Origin of the sequence: Tissierella pigra (assembly GCF_009695605.1) — a bacterium.
Taxonomy (GTDB): domain Bacteria; phylum Bacillota; class Clostridia; order Tissierellales; family Tissierellaceae; genus Tissierella; species Tissierella pigra.
In genome coordinates this window covers 47,096-64,714 of sequence record NZ_VUNQ01000015.1, presented here as the reverse complement: position 1 = coordinate 64,714, position 17,619 = coordinate 47,096, and the positions used below count along the sequence as shown (strand labels likewise).

The 17,619-nt window shown below is 29.3% G+C and carries 22 protein-coding genes; 15 read left to right on the top strand and 7 right to left on the bottom strand.

Features of this window, described 5'->3' with window-relative positions; all coding sequences use genetic code 11:
- Window positions 1-16: 16 nt before the first annotated feature.
- The 6 genes from FYJ83_RS08690 to FYJ83_RS08665 all read right to left on the bottom strand — a co-directional run bounded on the left by FYJ83_RS08690 (window position 17) and on the right by FYJ83_RS08665 (window position 6,405).
- Entirely contained in the window at window positions 17-1,837 is a 1,821-nt protein-coding gene (locus FYJ83_RS08690) for an ABC transporter ATP-binding protein (protein ID WP_195837963.1), read from the bottom strand.
- 11 nt (window positions 1,838-1,848) lie between these two features.
- Window positions 1,849-3,642 (bottom strand): ABC transporter ATP-binding protein, encoded by a 1,794-nt coding sequence (locus tag FYJ83_RS08685; RefSeq protein ID WP_154439934.1) that lies wholly within the window; start codon window positions 3,640-3,642, stop codon window positions 1,849-1,851.
- Window positions 3,643-4,000: 358 nt separating this feature from the next.
- Window positions 4,001-4,270, bottom strand: coding sequence for a DUF3343 domain-containing protein (locus FYJ83_RS08680; protein ID WP_326828326.1), 270 nt, complete (start codon window positions 4,268-4,270; stop codon window positions 4,001-4,003).
- Window positions 4,271-4,278: 8 nt separating this feature from the next.
- Window positions 4,279-4,491, bottom strand: a complete 213-nt coding sequence (locus tag FYJ83_RS08675; protein WP_154439932.1) for a sulfurtransferase TusA family protein — start codon at window positions 4,489-4,491, stop codon at window positions 4,279-4,281.
- Window positions 4,484-5,581 carry a YedE family putative selenium transporter gene (gene yedE / locus FYJ83_RS08670; protein ID WP_154439931.1) on the bottom strand — a complete coding sequence of 366 codons (1,098 nt, stop codon included), beginning with the start codon at window positions 5,579-5,581 and terminating at the stop codon, window positions 4,484-4,486. Before yedE ends, FYJ83_RS08675 begins: the two co-directional genes overlap by 8 nt.
- Window positions 5,582-5,724: 143 nt before the next feature.
- Window positions 5,725-6,405, bottom strand: a complete 681-nt coding sequence (locus tag FYJ83_RS08665) for a Crp/Fnr family transcriptional regulator (RefSeq protein WP_229768533.1) — start codon at window positions 6,403-6,405, stop codon at window positions 5,725-5,727.
- Between the two features lie 280 nt (window positions 6,406-6,685).
- Here FYJ83_RS08665 and FYJ83_RS08660 point away from each other — a divergent pair, with 280 nt between their 5' ends.
- From FYJ83_RS08660 to FYJ83_RS08645, 4 genes are all read left to right on the top strand, one after another.
- Window positions 6,686-6,970 carry a hypothetical protein gene (locus FYJ83_RS08660; protein WP_154439929.1) on the top strand — a complete coding sequence of 95 codons (285 nt, stop codon included), beginning with the start codon at window positions 6,686-6,688 and terminating at the stop codon, window positions 6,968-6,970.
- A gap of 22 nt (window positions 6,971-6,992) precedes the next feature.
- Window positions 6,993-7,586: a DUF4230 domain-containing protein gene (locus tag FYJ83_RS08655; RefSeq protein ID WP_154439928.1), complete on the top strand. Its 594-nt coding sequence runs from the start codon at window positions 6,993-6,995 to the stop codon at window positions 7,584-7,586.
- Between the two features lie 95 nt (window positions 7,587-7,681).
- Complete coding sequence (locus tag FYJ83_RS08650) at window positions 7,682-8,401, top strand: L,D-transpeptidase family protein (RefSeq protein WP_326828325.1); 720 nt, start codon at window positions 7,682-7,684, stop codon at window positions 8,399-8,401.
- Between the two features lie 90 nt (window positions 8,402-8,491).
- Window positions 8,492-8,977, top strand: a complete 486-nt coding sequence (locus tag FYJ83_RS08645) for a ferritin (RefSeq protein WP_154439927.1) — start codon at window positions 8,492-8,494, stop codon at window positions 8,975-8,977.
- Between the two features lie 52 nt (window positions 8,978-9,029).
- Here FYJ83_RS08645 and FYJ83_RS08640 read toward each other — a convergent pair whose 3' ends face one another.
- A complete protein-coding gene (locus tag FYJ83_RS08640; protein WP_154439926.1) occupies window positions 9,030-9,251 on the bottom strand; it encodes an alpha/beta-type small acid-soluble spore protein in 222 nt (73 codons plus the stop codon).
- A gap of 285 nt (window positions 9,252-9,536) precedes the next feature.
- On the opposite strand from FYJ83_RS08640, the gene FYJ83_RS08635 reads away from it, so the two are divergent.
- The 11 genes from FYJ83_RS08635 (at window position 9,537) to FYJ83_RS08585 (ending at window position 17,617) form a co-directional block, all read left to right on the top strand.
- Window positions 9,537-10,649: a sodium ion-translocating decarboxylase subunit beta gene (locus tag FYJ83_RS08635; RefSeq protein ID WP_154439925.1), complete on the top strand. Its 1,113-nt coding sequence runs from the start codon at window positions 9,537-9,539 to the stop codon at window positions 10,647-10,649.
- 10 nt (window positions 10,650-10,659) lie between these two features.
- Window positions 10,660-10,773 carry an OadG family protein gene (locus tag FYJ83_RS08630; protein WP_154439924.1) on the top strand — a complete coding sequence of 38 codons (114 nt, stop codon included), beginning with the start codon at window positions 10,660-10,662 and terminating at the stop codon, window positions 10,771-10,773.
- A 112-nt stretch (window positions 10,774-10,885) separates the two neighbouring features.
- The gene (locus tag FYJ83_RS08625) at window positions 10,886-11,086 is read left to right on the top strand and encodes a spore coat associated protein CotJA (RefSeq protein WP_154439923.1); all 201 of its coding nucleotides are present in this window, start codon (window positions 10,886-10,888) and stop codon (window positions 11,084-11,086) included.
- Window positions 11,079-11,339 carry a spore coat protein CotJB gene (locus tag FYJ83_RS08620; protein WP_154439922.1) on the top strand — a complete coding sequence of 87 codons (261 nt, stop codon included), beginning with the start codon at window positions 11,079-11,081 and terminating at the stop codon, window positions 11,337-11,339. Before FYJ83_RS08625 ends, FYJ83_RS08620 begins: the two co-directional genes overlap by 8 nt.
- Before the next feature lie 11 nt (window positions 11,340-11,350).
- Window positions 11,351-11,923, top strand: a complete 573-nt coding sequence (locus FYJ83_RS08615; RefSeq protein WP_154439921.1) for a manganese catalase family protein — start codon at window positions 11,351-11,353, stop codon at window positions 11,921-11,923.
- Window positions 11,924-12,124: 201 nt separating this feature from the next.
- Window positions 12,125-12,670: a rubrerythrin family protein gene (locus FYJ83_RS08610; RefSeq protein ID WP_154439920.1), complete on the top strand. Its 546-nt coding sequence runs from the start codon at window positions 12,125-12,127 to the stop codon at window positions 12,668-12,670.
- Between the two features lie 115 nt (window positions 12,671-12,785).
- Window positions 12,786-13,352, top strand: a complete 567-nt coding sequence (locus FYJ83_RS08605; protein ID WP_154439919.1) for a DUF5317 domain-containing protein — start codon at window positions 12,786-12,788, stop codon at window positions 13,350-13,352.
- A gap of 105 nt (window positions 13,353-13,457) precedes the next feature.
- Window positions 13,458-14,162, top strand: a complete 705-nt coding sequence (locus FYJ83_RS08600; RefSeq protein ID WP_154439918.1) for a PrsW family intramembrane metalloprotease — start codon at window positions 13,458-13,460, stop codon at window positions 14,160-14,162.
- Window positions 14,163-14,262: 100 nt separating this feature from the next.
- The gene (locus FYJ83_RS08595; protein ID WP_154439917.1) at window positions 14,263-15,474 is read left to right on the top strand and encodes a CapA family protein; all 1,212 of its coding nucleotides are present in this window, start codon (window positions 14,263-14,265) and stop codon (window positions 15,472-15,474) included.
- 114 nt (window positions 15,475-15,588) lie between these two features.
- Entirely contained in the window at window positions 15,589-16,422 is an 834-nt protein-coding gene (gene cdaA / locus FYJ83_RS08590) for a diadenylate cyclase CdaA (RefSeq protein WP_154439916.1), read from the top strand.
- A complete protein-coding gene (locus FYJ83_RS08585; RefSeq protein ID WP_154439915.1) occupies window positions 16,403-17,617 on the top strand; it encodes a CdaR family protein in 1,215 nt (404 codons plus the stop codon). Before cdaA ends, FYJ83_RS08585 begins: the two co-directional genes overlap by 20 nt.
- Window positions 17,618-17,619 lie beyond the last annotated feature (2 nt).

Here is a 17,619-nt window from a genome sequence, read left to right as displayed (position 1 = left end):
CTAGATACTTCGTTTTCTATTGGCTTAATACATCTAAACTTTTTTCCTCAATAAATTGATTAGTATATAAATTATAGTAGTACCCTTTCTTTTTGATTAATTCCTTATGATTTCCCATTTCTTCTATTTTTCCATCTCTTATAACTAAGATTCTATCTGCATTTCTTATGGTAGACAGTCTGTGTGCTATAACAAATGAGGTTCTTCCATCTAGTACTTTGTTAATTGCATCTTGAATGATTTTCTCTGTTTCAGTATCTATAGAAGAAGTTGCTTCATCTAATACAAATAATCTTGGATTTCTAACAATAGCTCTTGCAAAGGATATAAGCTGTTTTTGACCAGTGGAAAGAAGTCCTCCTCCTTCACCAACTTCCATTTCATATCCTTTTTCAGTTTCCATTATAAAATCATGGGCATCTACTAATTTACTGGCTTGAATAACGTCCTCATCAGTAGCATTTAAATTTCCATACCTAATATTATCTTTTATTGTACCACTAAATAAATGTGGAGACTGTAGTACATAACCAAGATTTTCATGTATCCAGTTTTGAGGCATATCTTTGTAATTTATACCATCTATTAAAATTTCACCAGAAGTAGGTTCATAAAATCTACAAAATAGATTTACTATGGTTGATTTTCCAGAACCAGTTTCTCCAACTAAGGCTATGGTTTCACCAGGTTGAATCTTTAGATTGAAATTTTCTAATATAGTTTCACCAGTTTTATAGGAAAACGATACATTTCTAAATTCTATTGATCCTTTAATATCAGGCCAATTTTCCTTTTTCGGATTTAAAAGATCACCATATTTTTCAACTACTTCATCTCTGTCAATTATTTCAGGAACTTCATTAAGAAGAGAAAATACTCTTTCAGCAGAAGCCTGAGCAGCTTGTAATTCAGCAAATATTACAGCTATTTGACGAATAGGTTCAAAAAATTGAGTAGTGTAAGAAATAAATGCAAATAAAGTTCCGTAGGATATAGCATTTAGCATAACAGACTTACCACCATTAGATAATGCTAAAGCTGTACCTACACTACCCAAAGTAAGAACTATAGGTAGGTAAATAGAAGAAATTATTGTAGCATTTATGGATTTATCTCTCATGGAAGTAGTTATATCTTGAAATTCTTCTAAGTTTATTTCTTCCCTGACTAAAGTCTTTGTAGTTTTAGCACCTTGTATATCTTCATTATATGCAGCAGTAATTTTAGAATTTATTTTTCGTACACCTCTTTGAGCCTGTAGGATTTTCTTTTGAAAGTAAAAACTAACTATGGCTATAAGAGGTACAACTGATAATGTAATTAAAGCTAATTTTGCATTCAATCTAACCATAGCAATGGTTACAGCAATCATCATAGAGAATCCCCATGCTAAATCTACTAAGGACCATGATATGGTTTCAGATAATCTAGATATATCAGATGTCATTCTAGACATTAACCAACCAACAGCTTTGTCATCGTAGTAGGATAGGGGAAGAAGCTGAAGCTTTTCAAAACCCATCTTTCTTATGTCATAGGCCATCTGCATTTCTAACTCTCCTGCTTTGGAAATAAATAGATAGACAGTAAGAGCCAAAGCGATTACTGCTGCAAGATATACTATACTAAAGGTCTTTATACCAGCAATAGTATTTTTTTCAACAAAATTATCTATGGCATATTTAGTTAAAAGTGGGAAGATAGAGTCCAGTATTCCTAAAGCTATCATCATTAAAGTAAGTATGGCAAATTGCTTTTTATATGGTTTTAAATATTTAAAGAAATTTTTCCATACACCAATTTGAATTTTATCGTAGTTTAAATTTTCTTTTTCCAAATTAACACCTCCTAAAGATTTATCACTTCATCATCTAAAGAATTTTGGATATTATATACTCGTTTATATAGTCCTTCTTCATTGATTAAGCTATTATGAGTACCCCTTTGAATAATTTTTCCCTTATCTATTACAAGGATTAAATCAGCCTCGGATACAGTTGAGATCCTATGGGATATAATAAAAGTTGTGGCTTTATTTTGTCTTTCTTTTAAAGCTTTTCTAATAGATATATCAGTTTCTGTATCTACAGCAGAAAGAGAATCATCAAATATAACAATAGGGGAATTATTTATTATAGTTCTGGCTATGGCCATTCTCTGTTTTTGCCCCCCAGATAAAGAAACACCACGTTCTCCAACTAAAGTTTCATAGCCTAATTCAAAAGAATTTATATCTTCGTGAATAGAAGCAATTTTAGCAGCATCAAATACTCTTGAATCCTTCATAGAAGGATTAGCAAGTCTTATATTTTCCTTAATAGTTTTAGCATATAGAAAAGGTTCTTGAAGAACTAATCCTACATTTTTCCTAATCCAAGCCTTATCTATAGTATTAAGCTCTATACCATCTATTTTAATTGAACCTTGATTATATTCATATAACCTTGGCAGTAAATGAACTAATGAAGATTTACCAGAACCAGTAGGTCCAATAAAAGCAATGGTTTGACCAGCCTTGATATTAAAAGTAATATCTTTTAATACAGGCTTACCTTTTTCATATTCAAAATAAACATTTTTAAACTCAATATTACCATCAATTTTAGGCTCATGATGGTTTTCCTCTAATACTTCTATAGGCTCCTTTAGTATTTCATCAATTCTACCTAGAGATACAAAGGCTTTACCCATATCAGTTAAAGTTCTACCCATTTGTCTAACTGGCCATATGATCATATTAATGTAACTAGTAAAGGCTATTAATATACCTAAAGATATTTCACCTTTATAAGTTAAATAAGAACCAAATATTATTACACAGCCCACTTGAACCATACTAAGAAAGTCTGATAGAGCCCAGTATAAAGACAAATTTTTAATAAGTTTATAAGTTAAGTTCTTATAATCTAAGTTTTTTTCATCAAATTTATTTACCTCAAATTCTTGTCTAGAAAATGCTTTAACTACTCTAACTCCTGTTAGGTTTTCCTGTAATGTAGTAGTCATCCTAGCTTCAGCTTCATCTGAAGCCTCAAAATTCTTTTTGACCTTCGTAAAGAAAATAAAGGAAAAGAAAAATGTAATAGGTAATACTAAAATAGATACTAAGGTCAACTTAATGTTAAGAGTTAACATTACATAAAGTATAAATACCAACATAAATATAGAACCAGCTACTTCCACAAGTTGAATAGCTAAGAATCTTCTTATGGTATCTACATCAGATGTACATTTTTGTATAAGTTCTCCGGTTTCACTTTTTACATGAAATTCATAAGGCAATCTTTGAATATGGTCATAAAGTCTATCTCTTATTTTTTTAGTAGTATTTTCTGCTGCTTTACTGGCTAAGGTATTTTTCAAGTATAGAAATATGCCTCTTAGTACAGCAACAAAAACAAGAATAAGTCCAATAATCCACAATCTTTCTTTAATTAATTCTTTTCCTCCCAGTAAATTTACAATACTTTGGATAATAGGGGAACTAATGGATTTTTCTCCTATTATACTGTCAACTGTAGTACTTAGAATTAAAGGGGTAACAGTAGTAAGCATTTGAGATATAAGGATTGATATCATTCCCAGTAAATAAATTAACTTATATCCCTCCATAAATTCAAGTAGTTTTTTAAAATTCTTCATTTTCTCCCTCCTTAATAAAAAAACCATAGGGTATAATCCTATGGTTAATTGAAAATATATAAGACGGCATAATCTTAGTATAAAAGGACATAAAAAAACCATAGGCTAACACACCTATGGTAATAGTTTTTACAATGATAAATTAAAACTTATTAATAGGTCGTGCTAAAATTTTTATAAAGTTTTCATTTCTTTTAACTGCATAATTAATTCTTATCATCTTCACGACCTCCTTTCATATATTTGCCAATAATACTATTATATACGAAAATTTAGAAAAATCAAGTATTTTTTAAAAAAAATGTTAAACTAAATAATTAAAAGGAATACAGCGGTTTTAACACTATATTCCTTTTAATTATTTAGTTATATATTTAGAAAACCAAGACGTTCCTTTCTTATTTATTACATGATGAAAATCATCTATAGGTATGTCTTCTTTAATACATAATGTTTTTACATCTTCTTCTATGTCACAAGGTATTTTTGCAGCAGTTCCACAACTGGAGCTAACTTGTCTTGGCACAGGCATTAATTTTACATCTATATTGTTTTTTTTCATAAAGTTTTCAAAGATTAATGCGTGTTGAGTAACATGAAATGTAACTACACAGTAAAATTCCTCCACCAAATCACCTATTTCTTAATAATTAATTTAAAGTCTCTATTGTTTTCTTCTACATTTACATTATATCCTTTACCAGTAGCAAATCTAGTAATGTTTTCAACGGCAACATGAGTGTCTACCAAGACCTCCAAAGATATATTAGGGCTAGAATCAATTTGATTTTTAGTCATAATTACAGGTTCAGGACAGGATCTACCTCTAGCATCAATAATATTAGCCATTTATCTTAACCTCCTTCTTAGATTTAGAATTGGATTTTCTAGTATCTACTATAACTCCATAGGCTATAATTAAAACAAACAGTATACCTATTATAACAGCAAATTTACCATTAGCTGTAACACCCTTAGCACTAGAAGCTAATCCAAAGTTATGAGCAAAGGCGGCACCAGCTATGAGACCTAGAACTGTAACTCCAGCATCAGTATCTCCTTCACTGGCTAAAATAGTTTGTCTAATAGGACATCCACCAAGTAAAACAGAGCAAAGACCTACAAGAACCATACCCAGAAAGTTCCAAAGATGATTGGTGTGAGCTACTGGTTGCTCTATAAATCCTAAGTGGAATTTATCAAAGTTTAATATAAGATTTCCTGCTAAAGCAAATACAAAGATTCCAATTAATCCCCATAAAAAATAAGAGTCTTTAATTAATATTAAATCTCTAAATCCGCCTGCTGTACAAATTCTACTTCTTTGTAGGGCTATACCAACTACTGCTCCTAATACTAAAGCTATAGCAATAGGTGCCGCCATAGAGCCAGGACCTTCACTACTAAATAAAATAAAAGCAGGTCTTACGACTAAGAAAATAAGTAAAATAACAGCTATGATGGGATAAATAAATCCAGCAATCTTTGGCTGGTCTATACTTTTACCGAGGGTATATCCTTTTTTAAGGAATTGAACTCCAATAAATATTCCAGCAACATATCCCACTAATCCAACTAAAGCATTTAAGTCACCATTTGCTAAACGTAAAATCATACGAAGAGGACAACCTAAAAATACAAGAGCTCCTATCATTAAAAAGAACCCTAAAACAAATCTTATTAATGGTGAAGAACCACCTTTAACTTTAAAATCTCCTGTAATATAAGAAATAATAAATGAACCAAAAATTATTCCGATAATCTCAGGTCTGATGTACTGAACTACCTCAGCACGATGCAGACCTAGTGCACCTGCAATATCCCTCCAAAAGCAGGCGATACAAATACCCATATTACCAGGGTTACCTAATTTCATTAAGACAGCACCTATGAGTCCTACAATGCCACCATAGATAAACATTTTACGTTTACCACTCATTTTATAAAACCCCCTTGAAAAATAATTATCAAACTTAATTAGATTATATAAGAGTAGTTTAAAATATAAAAATAGAAAATATCTATGGTTTAATTATAGCCATAGATATTTTCTATCCATAAAATGGAAGTTATATTTAAAACTTATTTTAGCAAACACTCTTCAAGCAATTCTAAGTCAATGATCTTTAAATTATCTTTATAATAGTCAATTATACAATCTTCTTTCATTTTCATCAGCTCTCTAGATAAAGATGGTCTTGGAACATTTAATAACTCAGCCATTTTTTTTCTGCAAAATGGAAGAGTTAGCAGTTTACTATTTTGTTTCTCATATTCAATTAAAATAATATTTGCTATTTTCTTTCTAACACTATCATAAGAAAGATTTGTAATTCTATCATTTAACATTAGTATACGGTTGGATAAAACTGATACAAAATTATTTAAAACCTTGTCATTCTTAGTCATTAACTTAATTATATCATCTTTAGATATATACATTATTTTTGAATTACTGGATGAAACTATTGTTGCAGGGTATTTATGTTTACCTGAAAATACTAAAGCTTCACCAAAGACATTCCCAGCTTGAAAATTACTTATTGTAACAACTTTTCCAGAGGGAAAAGGTTTCTGAATTTCTACTGTACCACTAAGTATTATACCTAAACTATTACAATCATCATCCTCAATTGCGATTATATCATCTTTTCCATAATCACTTATATTATAGGATACAGAAGAAATTAAAGACTTTATTTTTTCTATTTCTACATTTTTGAAAAGTATAGATTTACTTAAACTATCTAAATGTTTTTCCATCATAAGCTCCTTTCTAAATCTTAATAATAGGAAGGTTATTTGATTAATAATTATATCATATATGGATTAATCTTATAACATAATATATGTAAATCATTGTATTATCTAATTTGGCACAGTTTTAAAAAATTGTGAAGTTATTATAATCAGTATAAATAAAATTAATAATAAAATAATATTTATAAATGGGTTTTGTTTAAAAAATATTGGGTAATAGGATAAAGGATGATTGTAAATTTTGAGAAGAAAAATCTCATAAAATTAAAAAGGAGTCTTTTAAATGAATAAAATCATGTTAATTAGCAGATTAAGTCCAGAGGATTATACAGAGGAAAGGAGAAAAATATTTTTTTTATTAGGTAATAAAAATGATGTTATAATAGAAAATAAAATCATAGATACTATACATAATTTGGGTAAAGTGGATTTAAACGATATAGTTTTAAAATATAATGGAATTGAGTTAAATATTACTACGCAACAAATTCCTGCTATAATTAAACTCCTATGCAGTGAGAATATTTCAATATATAGTGTTTATCAATACTATAATCCAGATTTATAGAATAGCTTAAAGAGGTGAATATATGAAATATTTTGAAGGAATTAAAGGAAAGTTACTATTAATTGCTATTGTGGTAATTTTCATTCTAGGCACAATAGGATATGCTAAGATTTCTGTACAAAGAAAAACCAATTTATTATCTAATAAAGTAGAAGAACAAGTTACCAAGTTAATGGAATTATCAACTGTAAAATATAGTTATACAAATGTAGTGGAATATGAAGATAAGATGCAATTAAGTGGGATAAATCTTCCCTTTACTAATAAAAGATTTATTTTAAAATATAGTGGATATATTAAAGCTGGAATAAATTTAGATACCATAGAGGTAAAAGTAAAGGATAAAAATTCAGTAGAGATAATAATGGAAAATGCAGAAATATTTGAAAATGTAATTCCTGAAGAAGAGGTTTATTTTTTTGATGAAAAAGAATCTATATTTAACAAGCTAAGCTTTAAAGATCTTTATGTAGTTTTAATAGAAGAAAAAGATAAAATGGAAAAGGAAGCAGTAGATAAAGGTCTTTTAAATGATGCAGAAAAAAATGGCAGTGAAATTCTAAAATATCTATTAGAAGGAATGGGTTTTAAAAATATAACAATTAGATTTAAATAGAGAACTTCCCATAGAAGCAACCATTTTATAAATTAAGATGATTATAAGTTTAATTTATAAAATGGTTGCATATTAATGTATGGGGAGGGATATTAGTGAATAAAGAAGGGAAAATGTTTATTCTAATAATATTATTGGTTGTTGTTTTTTTAATTCTAGGAAACTCCATACATAGATATTCGTTTATGAAAAAGATTAATTCAGAAGACGTTTATTTAAGAAATAAAGAACAAAAGTATACTATATTAATTGAAGTTGATACAAAACAATTAAAATTAGTAGATAGGGAAAATGAAAATATAGTAAAGACATATCCAATAGCTACAGGAAAACCAAGTTCACCTACTCCCTTAGGAGTGTTTCAAATTATAGAGAAGGGAAAATGGGGAGAAGGTTTTGGAACTAGGTGGATGGGACTTAATGTACCTTGGGGTAAATATGGAATTCATGGAACTAATAAGCCAGGTTCCATAGGAGGAAACCTGTCAGCAGGATGTATTAGAATGAGAAATAAAGATGTAGAGGAGCTTTACTCTATGGTTAATCATAATACTATAGTTATCATAACTAACGGTTTATATGGACCTTTAGGTCAAGGATTTAGAGATTTAAGACCTGGAGATAGAGGAGCAGATGTATTGGAGGTACAAAAAAGATTAATGCAAAAAGGATACTATGAAGGTGAATTAGATGGAATATATGGAGAAGGTATGAAATCATCTTTAATTAAATATTTAAAGGAAAACAATATTGAATTAACAGATAAAATAAATCAAAAAATATATAATGCTTTAGATATTATTATTATGGAATAGTAAATTTATGATTAATCATAAGTAACAGGGGTATTATAGAGACGTAAGGAAATATAAAAAAGATGAATATAAATAATGGGGGTATATATTATGGCAACAGAAAAATTATTAGATGCACTTAATGATCAATTTAATTTTGAATTATTATCAGGATACTATTATATGGGAATGGCGTCATATTGTTCTGATAAAAATATGAATGGATTTGCTCATTTTCTAATAGAGCAAGCTAAAGAAGAATACGAACATGCTATGAAATTCTATGATTTTATTTATGATATGGATGGTAGAGTAAGGACTCAGGCTATGAATCAACCTGAAAATGACTATAATTCATTTTTAGCAGTATTTGAAGCAGCACTTGAGCATGAGAAATTAGTTACATCTAGAATTAATAAATTAATAGAAATAGCAGAAGAAGAGAAATCATATCCAACTATCCAATTTTTACAATGGTTTGTTGAAGAACAATTAGAAGAAGAAAATAGCATGAAAGATATAATATTTAAATTAGAAGGCATTAAAGATAATTTCCAAGGATTATATTTATTAGATAAAGAACTAGGAGCAAGATAATATAAATAAAAAAAGATAGACTTAAGTCTATCTTTTTTTATTTATGGATATACTATTTTATAGTTCCACCCATGTTTTGTTGAGCCATTCTAACTAAGTTTTTAGTCATATATCCACCAACATAACCATTTTGTCTTGATGGAAGATTACCTTTATCCATTGAATCATAGTTTGCCATACCTAATTCAGAAGCTATTTCTAATTTCATTTGGTTAAGAGCTTGACGTGCTTCTGGAACAAGAATTTTGTTACTGTTATTGTTATTTGTAGTCATTTTAAATTTCTCCTTTCAAATAATTAATTTTGTAAAACTTTGGTGTAGTAGTATTATGTGTAGAAAATAATTTAATAATCATGTAGTATTAACCAATACTGAAGCTGTTTTCCAGTTTTACCATAAACATCAAATTTTTAAAAGAGATTTTTCTTTTATATTAGATAAAATATCTCCTATATTATAAATGTAGTGTTTAATTTAAGTAGATATTCTTATGATTTCAAATTCTATAAGTATATGATATAATAAGCTGTTTAGATTTATAGAATAGGAGGAATAAATTTGGAAGAATTATTAGTAGGTATTAAAAGTCTTCAATTTAATCAGGTGCTTATGTTTTTAGTTGGTGGCGTACTTATTTATTTAGCAATTAAAAAGGATTATGAACCGATGTTGTTATTGCCAATAGGGTTTGGGGCAATACTTACAAATCTGCCTGTTGTTGCAGGTATTCCTGGAATAGCCAGTGATGAAGGAATTTTAGGAATACTTAAAAATGCAGGTATTTTAAATGAATTATTTCCAGCTTTAATTTTTATAGCTGTAGGAGCAATGATAGATTTTTCACCACTACTTCAGATGCCATCTATGCTATTTTTTGGTGCAGCTGCACAATTTGGAATTTTTATGACTATAATACTTGCAAACAAGTTCGGTTTTGATATTAAAGAAGCAGCATCCATAGGTATTATAGGAGCCGCAGATGGACCAACGTCTATATTTGTAGCTACAAGGTTTGCCAAACATTTGCTTGGACCAATTTCTGTAGCGGCATATTCCTATATGTCTTTAGTACCTATGATTCAACCAGTAGTCATAAAACTTCTAACTACTAAAGATGAAAGAAAAATAAGGATGGAATATAAAGAAGTTAAAATTTCTAAGACTGTAAAGATAATATTTCCAATAGCAGTTACTATAGTAGCAGGTATTATCGCACCTATATCTGTTACTTTAATAGGATTTTTAATGTTTGGAAATCTTATTAGGGAATCAGGAGTATTAGAGAGATTGTCACAATCGGCTCAAAATGAATTAGCTAATTTAGTCACTTTATTATTAGGTATAACTATTGGTTCTACAATGACGGCAGAAGCATTTCTTAATGTAGATACTTTAAAGATAATGGGACTTGGATTAGTTGCATTTATATTTGATACAGCAGGTGGAGTATTATTTGCTAAGTTTTTAAATTTATTTGTGAAGAAAAAGTACAACCCTATGGTTGGAGCTGCGGGTATTTCTGCATTTCCAATGTCTGCTAGGGTAATACAAAAGTTAGCTAAAGAAGAAGATCCTATGAACTTTGTTCTAATGCAAGCAGTATCAGCCAATGTGGCTGGACAAATAGGTTCAATTATAGCAGGTAGTATTGTATTGATATTGTTATCTTAGGAGGAATAGTATGGACAATATATTATTGAAACTATTAATCTATGGAATGGGTACTACATTTTTTGTACTGATATTATTTTATTTCGTTATAAGAATCTTGGTTAAAGTATTTCCAGAAAAATAATCCCTTTAGGGATTATTTTTTTATTTAATAAATTAATTTTAAAACTTTTACTTGTAACTCTTTGATTTCTTTTGCGTAAGATGTACTGTACAAACTTTTAGGGGGGAAAGAAATGAACAGAGAGTATAATATAGACAATGAACCATGTTGTCCAGGTGGATTAGCAAGAGCTTGTGTTCCTATGCAAATAATGAATGAAGTATTTAGTCCAAGAGAAGCTTTAAAAAATGGTACTCTATTTCCAGAGTTAATTAAGCCTGATTTTACAACAGGAATGGGAGATAGAGAAAGAGGAGGAAGATACTATGGATAGGGCACAAATGGATTTATTATTAGAAATAATGGAAGTATCTTTTGTAATAGATGAAACATCTTTATATTTAGACACCCATCCAAATGACGAAAAAGCTTTAAGGCTTCATAATAACGCATCTCAAAGATATTTTGAATTAAAAAATATGTATCAGGCAAGATATGGTCCTCTAACAAATAGAGATATGAGCAGGTATCCTTGGGCATATATTGATGGACCTTGGCCTTGGGAAATAAATTTTACTAATTTTTAGGGGGGATCAATATGTGGTTTTATGAAAAAAAATTACAGTACCCAGTGAGGGTAGACACAACTAATCCTACATTAGCAGCCATGATAATAGAACAATTTGGAGGAGCTGATGGAGAATTGTCAGCAGGAGTAAGATATTTGACACAAAGATGGACTATGCCCACTAATCAAGGTAAGGCAATACTTACGGATATAGGCACAGAAGAATTAGCCCATTGGGAAATGATTGGAACATTGGTATGGAAACTAGTAAAAGATGCAACAGTAGATCAAATAAAGGGTACCCCTTTTGAAGCACATTATGTAAATCATGGAAAAAGTCCTTTTCCCCATAGTGCAGCAGGAGAAGCTTGGACAGCTTCATATATTGGGTCAAAAGATGATCCAATAGCAGATTTACATGAAGATATGGCAGCGGAGGAAAAAGCAAGGGCTACCTATGAATGGTTAATTCGTGTAAGTGATGACCCAGGAGTAACAGATACTTTAAGATTTTTAAGGGAAAGGGAAATAGTACATTTTCAAAGATTTGGTGAAGTATTGATGATAGTACAGGATGAAATAAATAAGAAAAAATGCTATTAATTAATATATAAAACTAAAAGCTCATATCCTACGTAGATATGGGCTTTTATATGACAAGGCTTTAACAAAACAAAAGATAATTTTAATTATTTGATTAGAACAATGAAAAAATGGATATATAAAAAGAGATTTGAATAACTAGACTTTGTCTAGAATAATATATACAATATACAAGACATATTTTATAAAGGGGGAGTTTTAATGAACGCAATGACAGCAGAAAATTTAAGATCAGCATTTGGTGGAGAGTCTCAGGCACATATGAGATATAGAATATGGGGAGATAAAGCTAAAAAAGATGGTTTCCCAACAGTAGCTAGATTATTCATGGCAACATCAGATGCGGAAGAAGTGCATGCTACACTACATTTTAAAGCATTAAAAGACATATCAGGTGACTTTCTAGTAGCATCAGGAGCAGGATTTGGACTGAGCCATACTTCAGATAATCTTCAAGGAGCAATAGATGGAGAGTTACATGAAGTTAATCAAATGTACCCTGCATACATAGCAGTTGCAGAAATGCAAGGAGAAAAGACAGCAGTATCAGCTATGAGATTTGCAATAGAAGCAGAAAAGGTTCATGCAGATTTATTTACTAAAGCTAAGGAAGCTGTAGATGCAGGTAAAGATTTAGAAGCAAAAGTAATAGAACTATGTCCAGTATGTGGATATATTTCATTAACAGGCGAAGAGGATAATTGTCCACTTTGTAAAGCAAAAAAGGAACTGTTTATAGGATATTAATAAATAATGCTAGACATACGCATATGTCTAGCATTATAATTTTATATAAGTATAAATTTTAAATTTATACTTATTGATGATTTTTACTGTCAATAGATGTAAAGGAGTGCATTATATGGTTACAGAAATTATTACTTTATCCTTACTTCTTGGTAAATTAACAGGTGGAAAGATACGAAACATAGGTAATTTATATATTAACGGATGGTATTTATTTGTTATATCATTTTTAACAGAAATTATATGCCTTTTAATAGCTTCAAAAACTAATGGAAGATTAAGTATTATAATAGAAAATAATTTCTTCTATATACATATATTTGTTTATTTACTATTGATTATAGGACTTATGATGAATTTTCATGAAATAGGACTTAGAACAACATTGGCTGGAGCTATTTTAAACTTTTTACCACTTCTTTTAAACAATGGAAGAATGCCAGTTTCAATTAACGCCTTAAAGTTTTCTAAATTATATACTCAATTATCACTATTAGATGAGGGCAGAATAATGACTCATGCTTTAGTGGATAAGAGTACAAAATTATGGATTTTAGGAGATATAATACCTATACCAAAACCTTATTTTTTCCCTAAAATTATTAGTGTCGGAGATATTTTAATTGCATTAGGACTTTTTATTTTAATTTTAACTAATATGAAAAAAAGATATTCAACTTAAAAAATCATAGAATTTTATAAATCCTAAATCCATTAGGATTTATTTTTTAGAATTCTTTTCTGTGTTTTTGGGAAACTATAAGAAAAGACATAAGGAGGTATTTTTTTGAGACTTAGACTTTTCATTATAGCTGTTATACCTGCTGTGATTATTCTTTTAGGTATATATTTATCCGATAGGCGAGATAGAGAACCTTTAAAAGTTTTGTTATTTACTTATATATTAGGAGCATTGACAGTGATTCCTTCAATAATAGTTGAAGAAATATTAATAGCTTTTAATATATTTCCTGGTATACTAGGTTCCCTTTTTAATGCCTTTATTGTTGCAGGACTTACAGAAGAATACTTTAAGAGATTGGCCGTGTTAAAATACCCATATAAAACAAAATTTTTTGATGAAAAATTAGACGGTATAGTCTATTCTGTTTTTGTAACTATGGGGTTTGCTACTGTAGAAAATATAATTTACGTAGCTTATAGATATACAAATAATCCATTTATAGGATTATATAGAGGAATATTTTCAGTACCAGCCCATGCTGTATTTGGAGTAACCATGGGATATTATCTATCTTTAGCAAAGTTTGATACAGATATAGATAGAAAAAGAAAAAACATGAAAAGATCCCTATATATGCCAGTGATTATGCATGGAATGTTTGACTTTATATTAATGGCAGAAATTCCCCATCTTACAATAATATTTATTCCATATGTAATATTTTTATGGATTTTAAATCAAAGAAGATTAGCAAGTTTTATGTATGATTCAAGATCTAAAATAATGAGTTTTAGAAAAGAAGAATAAATTGTTATTGTATAAGTATTAAACACAGTATAAAATCAAAGGTAGAGGTTTCTCTACCTTTTGTTCTTAGGACAAGTTATAAAGATTTAAGGGGGAAAAGATGAAAAAATTAATGATTATTTTTGTACTGGTAGCTAGTTTATCTATTGGTATACTTGGTTTTACCGTATATAAGGAAATTCTTGTATTTAAAAACAATGATTATGTAGAAGTAAATAAAGATTCAGTGTATGAAGACTTAAAAGTCGAAGAAGATGAAACTATTGAAAGTACTGAAGAAAAAGTATCTACCGTGAAACTATTAACAGTAGGAGATATTATGTTTCATTCTCCACAAAATAAAGCAGCCTATAATCCGGAAACCAAAACCTACGACTTTAATCAATCCTTTAAGTATATTAAAAAATATACAGAAAATGCAGATATAGCTTTAGGAAATTTTGAAACTGTAACGAGAGAAGATGTAAGCTATTCGGGATTTCCAAGATTTAATACACCTAAAGAATCATTATTAGCTTTAAAGGAAGCAGGCTTTGATATACTTTCTACAGCAAATAATCATTGTTTAGACCAAGGAAAAAAAGGATTGGTTGATACTATAAATAATATACATGAATATGGAATGAAAAACATAGGAACATATATAGAAACAAATAATATGCTTGTAGAAGAAGTAGAAGGCATAAGAATAGGATTTCTTTCATATACCTATGGTTTAAACGGCATGGATGGTATGTTGTCCAAAGAAGAATTAGACTATATGGTAAATAGAATTGATGAAGATAGAATAAAGCAGGATATTGAAAATATAAAGGACTTACAAACAGATATAATAGTTGTATCTATTCATTGGGGAAATGAATACGAAATGGAACCCTCTAGTTATCAAATGGAATTAGGTGAAAAAATGGTGGATTGGGGTGCAAATATTATTTTAGGTAGCCATCCACATGTAATTCAAAAATCTCAAATAATTAATAAAAATGGTAAGGATAATTTTATCATATATTCCCTAGGAAATTTTATATCTAATCAAAGGAAAAGCACTATGGATAATTCCTATACTGAAGACGGTGTTATGGTTCAATTGGAAATAGAAAAGAATTTTTCAAAAGGAGAAACTGAAATTAAAAACATAGACTATATACCTACATGGGTTCATAAGTATAGAAAAGATAATAGATTATTTTATGAAGTTCTTCCTATAAGTGATTATCTCAATGGAGAATTAGAAGTTTCAAATAAAGAAGATATAAAAATAAGATTAGAAAAATCCCAAAAAGACACAATGAGTAAAATGATTGAAAATTAGAGCATTTCAGAATTGAATTAAATTTATTATATTCAATTTATTAGTTCAAATAAGACAATATATATTATATAATAGAAGCAAGTAACAAAAATATGATAAGAGGTGTGATAGTCCTTGCAATTTTTCAAATCGTTATTTTCCAATCTTAGAATAGCTGACATAATAGATATCATAATAGTAGCAGCAGTTTTTTATAAGCTTTTTAAACTAATAAGAGAGACTAGAGCGGAGCAATTAACAAAAGGGATTTTTGCACTATTTATATTTGCCAAAGTTAGTGGACTTTTAAAACTATATACTATTAACTGGATATTAGAAAATGCAATGACAGTTGGAGTTATAGCAATATTAATTGTATTTCAGCCAGAACTACGTAGAGGATTGGAGTATATAGGAAGATCAAGATTTTTTACTAAATCTTTCTTGGAAATTAAAGGAGAAAGTCTTTCAAGAACTGTAGATGAAATAGTGGAAGCTTGTGCTTCTTTATCTAGACAAAAAATAGGTGCCCTAATAGTTTTAGAAAGACAAACAGGTTTAAATGAAGTTGTAGAAACAGGAACCAAAATCAATGGACAGGTATCTAGTAATTTACTCATAAACATATTTATTCCAAATACCCCATTGCATGATGGAGCAGTAATTATAAAAGAAGATATGATTAAGGCAGCAGCTTGTTTTTTGCCTCTTACAGAGAATATGAATATTAATAAGGAATTAGGAACTAGACATAGGGCAGCATTAGGCATATCAGAAAGGTCTGATAGTCTATCTATAATTGTTTCAGAAGAAACAGGGGCAATATCTATAGCAGAAAATGGAGCTATAGCAAGACATTTGGATTCTCAAACACTTAAACAAATATTAACAGATATGTATAAGCCGAAGGATTCACAGGAAGCATTTATTATAAAATGGAGGCGAAAAGATGAGCAAGGAGAAGAATGATTTAACCTTAAAAATCTTTGCTTTTGCTATAGCGATTGTTTTGTGGAGTTATGTTATGAGTATAGAAAACCCAGATATATCAAAGGAATATAGAAATATAACATTAACATTAAACAATATTGATGAATTAGATAGACAAAAATTAATAGTTATGGAGCCAAAGGAAGCTACTATATCTGTAAAAGTAACAGGTAGAAAGTCTGATATGGCAAACTTTTCACCTGATTTAATAAAGGCTCAAGTAGATTTATCTGGTTATAGTGAAGGCAAGAAGAAAGTACCAGTAAATGTAAGTTTAAATCAACTTAACAATGTAAAAATAGTAAATTATGAACCTAAAGAGATACTATTTACATTTGACAAATTAATAACTGTAGATAAGCCTGTTACTGTTAAAACAGTAGGTAAGTTAGAACCCAACCATGTAATAGGAGATATAACAATAAAGCCTGGCTCAATTTTACTGAAAGGTCCTAAAACTTGGGTAAATGAAGTGTCAGAAGTAATAGCAGTCTTAGATGTAACTGGAAGAAAAGGTGATATTCATGAACAAGTACCTATACAATTAATAGATTATGAGGAAAATGATGTTCGAGGAGTAGATAAAGAACCTAGTGTAGTAGATGTTTATGTGCCTGTATTTAGAACTGTAACTGTACCAATTGAACTTAAAACGGAAAATCAACTTCCGGCTCAGTATGAAATTACTAATATTACAATAAATCCTAGTACCGTAAGTTTAAAGGGTGATAGTAGTATAGCTAATTTAAAATCTATTCAGACTAAGGCAATAGATATAAATTCGTTGGTAGAAAATACAACTCAATTAGTAGACTTGGATTTACCAGCAAATGTATCCCTTTTAAATCCAAACGAAAAGATTAGTGTTTCCTTAAATATTGAAGAAATTTCCACTAGAGTATTAGAATATACTTTAGAAGATATAGGTATAACAAATTTAGATTCAGACTTAGTTATAGATAAAGAATATTCTAATGAGCCTATATATGTGACAGTAAAGGGGAACAAGCAAATCATTGAAAGTTTAAGTAAAGAAGATTTAGAGTTGAGCTTAGATTTACTTCATCTTGATGAAGGAATTCATAAGGTGAATTTAGGAGTAAATGTGCCAACAGGAGTTGCAGTTAAAGAAATTACACCACAGACTGTGGAGTTAAAATTAACTAAATACTAAGG